Annotated in this window: 5 protein-coding genes; 4 read left to right on the top strand and 1 reads right to left on the bottom strand. The window is 69.8% G+C overall.

Features of this window, described 5'->3' with window-relative positions; translation table 11 throughout:
* Window positions 1–215: 215 nt before the first annotated feature.
* Window positions 216–1,325 (top strand): site-specific DNA-methyltransferase, encoded by a 1,110-nt coding sequence (locus tag ER13_RS16395; RefSeq protein WP_008258856.1) that lies wholly within the window; start codon window positions 216–218, stop codon window positions 1,323–1,325.
* Window positions 1,326–1,334: 9 nt separating this feature from the next.
* Here ER13_RS16395 and mutY read toward each other — a convergent pair whose 3' ends face one another.
* Window positions 1,335–2,369: an A/G-specific adenine glycosylase gene (gene mutY / locus ER13_RS16400; protein WP_008262490.1), complete on the bottom strand. Its 1,035-nt coding sequence runs from the start codon at window positions 2,367–2,369 to the stop codon at window positions 1,335–1,337.
* A 21-nt stretch (window positions 2,370–2,390) separates the two neighbouring features.
* Here mutY and ER13_RS16405 point away from each other — a divergent pair, with 21 nt between their 5' ends.
* The 3 genes from ER13_RS16405 to ER13_RS16415 form a co-directional block, all read left to right on the top strand.
* Window positions 2,391–2,942, top strand: a complete 552-nt coding sequence (locus ER13_RS16405; RefSeq protein WP_035311017.1) for a DUF721 domain-containing protein — start codon at window positions 2,391–2,393, stop codon at window positions 2,940–2,942.
* A gap of 95 nt (window positions 2,943–3,037) precedes the next feature.
* Complete coding sequence (locus ER13_RS16410) at window positions 3,038–3,685, top strand: DsbA family protein (protein ID WP_008261078.1); 648 nt, start codon at window positions 3,038–3,040, stop codon at window positions 3,683–3,685.
* A gap of 3 nt (window positions 3,686–3,688) precedes the next feature.
* Window positions 3,689–4,256, top strand: a 568-nt coding sequence (locus tag ER13_RS16415) for a thioredoxin domain-containing protein (RefSeq protein WP_035311018.1), incomplete at its 3' end; no start/stop codon positions are given.

Below are 4,256 nucleotides of genomic sequence, written 5' to 3' on the forward strand. Positions count from 1 at the left end.
CGCGCGGGGCGTCAAACCTTCGTCGAAACGGTATTTCTAGATCAAACCCCGGGCGAAGGCCCGGCGCCCCGCCCAGCCCTTCATAACTTCGCAGCGAAAGCGCGTCGGCGCCTCCGCTCGCCCGCGTCACGGCGCGCAAAGAAAACCCCGGAATCAACACTGCCTTAACCGTAAGGATTCACCATGCCCGTCTCACTGTTCCGAGGCCGCGTTGCATGTCCGATCTGAAGCTCCCCACCCTGGATAAGCCCACCCTGGCTAAGGACGTCATTCACCGTGGCGATTGCATCGCCGTGCTGAAAAGCCTGCCCGACGCCTCGGTCGACATGGTCTTCGCCGACCCGCCCTATAATCTCCAGCTGGGCGGCGACCTGCTGCGTCCCGACAATTCCAAGGTCGACGCCGTCGATGACGACTGGGACAAGTTCGACAGTTTCGCCGAATACGACACCTTCACCCGCGCCTGGCTGACCGAATGCCGCCGCGTGCTGAAGCCCGAGGGTTCGATCTGGGTCATCGGCTCCTATCACAACGTCTTCCGTCTCGGCGCGGCCATCCAGGACCTGGGCTTCTGGGTGCTGAACGACATCATCTGGCGCAAGTCCAACCCGATGCCGAACTTCAAGGGCACCCGGTTCACCAACGCCCACGAGACCCTGATCTGGGCCGCCCGCTCGCGCGAGCAGAAGCGCTACACCTTCAACTACGACGCCCTGAAGGCCTTCAACGAAGACACCCAGATGCGGTCCGACTGGACCTTCGCCCTGTGCACCGGCGAAGAGCGGATCAAGGACGCCGACGGCAAGAAGGCCCATCCGACCCAGAAGCCCGAGGCCCTGCTGCACCGCGTCCTGCTGTCGGCCACCCGCCCCGGCGACGTCGTGCTGGATCCCTTCTTCGGCACCGGCACCACCGGCGCCGCCGCCAAACGCCTGGGCCGCCACTACATCGGCATCGAGCGTGACGAGACCTACGCCGAGGTCGCCGAAACCCGCATCGCCTCGGTCATTCCCGCCAATCCCGAAGACCTGATGGTCATGGGCTCCAAGCGCGCCGAGCCCAAGGTGCCCTTCGGCGCCCTGGTCGAGGCCGGCCTGTTGCATCCCGGCGACCGCCTCTACTGCCCCAAGGGCGAGCGCGAGGCCCGCGTCCGCGCCGACGGCTCCCTGGTGTCCGGCTCCCTGACCGGCTCGATCCACAAGCTGGGCGCCCTGTTCGAGAACGCCCCCGCCTGCAACGGCTGGACCTACTGGCGCTTCAAGACCGACCAGGGCCTGAAATCCATCGACGCCCTCCGCGCCGAGGTCCGCGCCGGGATGCAATAGGCGGTGGCCTCAGATCAGGGCTGGTTCGCCGGCCCGATCCAGCGCCTTGGCGAAGACGGTGGGCAAGGCGACCCGCGCCGCGTCCAGCCCCAGCCACTGATAGTCGCCGGCCGGCCTGACATGGGCGACCCGCACCGTCAGGGTCAGGCTGAAATGGGTGAAGACATGCTCGACCGCCCCCGCCTCGCGCCAGTCGGCCGCGACCGGCGGCGTCGGATCGGGCGCGGCGCTCCAATCGCTGGTGGGCAGCCCCAGCATCCCGCCCAGCAACCCCTTGTCCGGCCGCCGCTCCAGCGCCACCTGTCCGTCGGGATCGATCATGACGAAGGCCACCCCCCGACGATGTGGACGCTCCGCCTTCTTGAGTTTTACCGGAAACCGCTCCGGCGCTCCGCTCGCCAGTCCCAGACACTGGTCCGCCGCCGGACACTGGCCGCACAGCGGCGAGTTGGGCCGACACACCGTCGCCCCCAGATCCATCAGCGCCTGAGCCCAATCGCCCGGCCGCTCGTCCGTCACGAACAGCCCCGCCAACCGCCTCAACTCGGGCCCCGCCGCCGGAACCGGGGTCTCGACCGCGAACAGCCGCGCCATGACCCGCTCGACATTGCCGTCCACCACATTGGCCGGGCGATCAAAGGCGATGGCCGCCACGGCCGCGGCCGTATAGGCGCCCACCCCCGGCAGGGCCAGCAAGCCCGCCTCCGTATCCGGAAACACGCCCCCATGCTCGCCCGCCACCGCCCGGGCGCAGGCCAGCAGATTGCGAGCCCGGGCGTAGTAGCCCAGCCCCGCCCAGGCGGCCATCACCTCGCCGTCCTCGGCCCCCGCCAGGTCCGACACCGTCGGCCAGCGGGCGGTGAAGCTCTGGAAATACGGCGTCGCATGCGGCGTCGTGGTCTGCTGCAGCATCACCTCCGACAGCCAGACCCGATAGGGATCGGTCCGCGCCTCCGCCCCCGGCGGCGCGCGCCACGCCAGACTGCGCGCATGCCGGTCGTACCAGGCCAGCAATTCGGAACGGATCAGAGAGACGTCGAGCATGAGATGGCGCTATATAGGCCCATGCGCCGCCCGCTGCCCACAGACGCCGAGGTCCGCGAGATCCTGTCGCGCCGCCGCACCCGCCCGGCGCCGCGCCCGGCCCCGCGCGCCGGCAAGGCCCTGACGCCGCTGATCAAGAAACTGGACGAGAAGTTCGGCCGCGGCGCCGGCGCGCTGGAGCCCCGCTGGCGCGAGATCGTCGGCGACCGCCTGGCCCGCGTCACCCGCCCCCAGAAACTGACCAAGGGCAAGGCCGGCCAGCCCGGCGTGCTCGAGCTGCGCGTCGCCGGCGCCGCAGCCCTTCTGGTCCAGCATCAGTCCGAAGACATCCTGGCCCGCGTGAACCTGTTCCTCGGCGCCGGTTCGGTCGATCGCCTCCGCATCGCCCAGGGCCCGATCAAACCCCTGACCGAGGCCGCCGCCCGCCCCAAGCGCGCCGCCAAGCCCCCGCCTCTGGCCGCCGAGGCCGAGGCCGATCTGGCCGCCTCCATCGCCGACGTTCCCGACGAACTGCGCGCCGCCCTGGCCCGCCTTGGCCGCGCCACCCTGTCACGCTCGAACGACCGCGATTGACAAATCTTCGCCGCACCTGTTCTCGAATGATCAAGGTTGCGCTGTTCCCCGGGAATCGCGCGATCATCCGGCAACGCTCCGACCAAGGAAGTCCAATGGCCAATTTCGAAACCCGTTTCGCCCGCATGAGCCGCCGTGCGGCCATCACCGGCGCCGCCATGGCGACCATGGCCCTGGCCGCCTGCGGCGCCGGCGGCTCCAAGGGCGCGGCCGAGGGCGACATGGGCCTGGGCGCGGCGGAAGGCGCCAAGGTCACCGTGGTCGAATACGCCTCGGTCACCTGCCCCCACTGCGCCGTGTGGCAGGCCAAGACCTGGCCGGCGTTCAAGGCCAAGTACGTCGACACCAACAAGGTCCGCTACATCTTCCGCGAGCTGCCGACCCCGCCGGTCGACGCCGCCACCGCCGGCTTCCTGGTCGCCCGCTGCGCCGGTCCGGACAAGTATTTCGACGTCATCCACCAGTTGATGGCCACCCAGCAGGAGATGCTGACCTCCTCGCCGCGCGACTGGCTGCTGCGCACGGCCCAGGCCGCCGGCCTGTCCGAGCAGCAGTTCAACGACTGCGTCACCGACAAGGAGGCCGTCGCCGCCATGGAGAAGCGCGTCCAGTTCGCCCAGGCCCAGGGCGTGACCGGCACCCCGGCCTTCTACGTCAACGACACCCAGGTCATCACCCCCGGCGGCGAAGGCGCAAGCCTGGCCGACCTGTCGACGGCCATCGACGCCGAACTGGCGAAATAAGCCATGATCCGGCGCGCCGTCCTCACCCTCGCCCTCCTGACCGCCACACTGGCGGGGCCGGCCTTTGCCGTCGAGCCCCCTCCGCCCGTGACGGCCCAGGATCATGTCCTGGGCCGGGCCGACGCGCCGGTGACGGTGATCGAATACGCCAGCTTCACCTGCTCGCACTGCGCCGACTTCCACAACGACGTTCTGCCGGCCTTCAAGGCCCGCTATATCGACACGGGCAAGGTCCGGCTGGTCCATCGCAACCTGCCGACCGCCCCGGCCAATGTCGCCGCCGCCGCCGCGGCCGTGGCCATCTGCGCCGCGCCCGGCCGCTATTTCGACGTGGCCGAGGTCTTCATGCGCGACCAGGCTGAGCTCCGCACCACCGGCGCCAAGCCCTGGTTCGACGCCGGCCTGGCCGCCAGCGGCAAGACGCGCGAACAGATCGAGACCTGCCTCGGCGATCCCGCGACCGGCGTCGCGCTCCAGGCCCAGATCGAAGGCGCGCAGGAAGCCGGCGTGGCGGGCACGCCCAGCTTCTTCGTCAATGGCAAGCCCGTCGCCGACCACTCGTTGGAGGCCC

Origin of the sequence: Brevundimonas sp. EAKA (genome assembly GCF_000698025.1) — a bacterium.
Lineage (GTDB): Bacteria > Pseudomonadota > Alphaproteobacteria > Caulobacterales > Caulobacteraceae > Brevundimonas > Brevundimonas mediterranea_A.

Excerpts from the sequence above, each read along its gene's own strand:
- ER13_RS16395 (WP_008258856.1), top strand. The coding sequence starts at position 216 with ATGTCCGATCTGAAGCTCCCCACCCTGGATAAGCCCACCCTGGCTAAG.
- mutY (WP_008262490.1), bottom strand. The coding sequence starts at position 2,369 with ATGCTCGACGTCTCTCTGATCCGTTCCGAATTGCTGGCCTGGTACGAC.
- ER13_RS16405 (WP_035311017.1), top strand. The coding sequence starts at position 2,391 with ATGCGCCGCCCGCTGCCCACAGACGCCGAGGTCCGCGAGATCCTGTCG.
- ER13_RS16410 (WP_008261078.1), top strand. The coding sequence starts at position 3,038 with ATGGCCAATTTCGAAACCCGTTTCGCCCGCATGAGCCGCCGTGCGGCC.